This is a genomic window from Segeticoccus rhizosphaerae, from assembly GCF_009192725.1.
GTDB lineage: Bacteria > Actinomycetota > Actinomycetes > Actinomycetales > Dermatophilaceae > Segeticoccus > Segeticoccus rhizosphaerae.
In genome coordinates this window covers 1-546 of the sequence record NZ_VOHR01000734.1, presented here as the reverse complement: position 1 = coordinate 546, position 546 = coordinate 1, and the positions used below count along the sequence as shown (strand labels likewise).

The following is a 546-nucleotide window of genomic DNA, read 5'->3' as shown; positions in this document are numbered from 1 at the left end:
GACGGGGGCCCCGCCGACGCGCCGGCGGACGCGCTCGTGCTCGGCTGCGACTCGGTGCTCGAGCTCGACGGTGAGGCGCACGGCAAGCCCACGGACAGTGCGGAAGCCGTCGCTCGGTGGCGGCGGATGCGGGGGCGGTCCGGCGTCCTGCACAGCGGCCACTGGCTGGTGGACGACCGTGACCCGGCCGATGGTGGCACCGGCGCCACCATCGGCGCGGTGAGCTCCACGACCGTGCACTTCGCCGACCTGTCCGACGCGGAGATCGAGGCGTATGTCGCAACCGGTGAACCCTTGCGCGTGGCAGGGGCGTTCACCATCGACGGTCTCGGCGGGGCGTTCGTCGCCAGCATCGAGGGAGACCACCACACGGTGGTCGGGCTCAGCCTGCCCTTGCTGCGCGACCTGTTGAGGGACGTCGGGGTCGGCTGGTTCGAGCTGGTCGGCCCTCCCGACGCGTGACCGGCCCCTGGGGGTGCCGGTGGCCCGGAACAGGACCGCCGGCGCCGGCGAAGGGCTGGGCAGGAGCCGTGCGACAGCCGGCCG

General features: G+C 74.2%; 1 protein-coding gene. It reads left to right on the top strand.

What is annotated here, in order from left to right; all coding sequences use genetic code 11:
* Positions 1-462: Maf family protein (locus FRW57_RS22735; RefSeq protein ID WP_152187149.1), on the top strand; the 462-nt coding region annotated here is incomplete at its 5' end.
* Between the last annotated feature and the right edge of the window lie 84 nt (positions 463-546).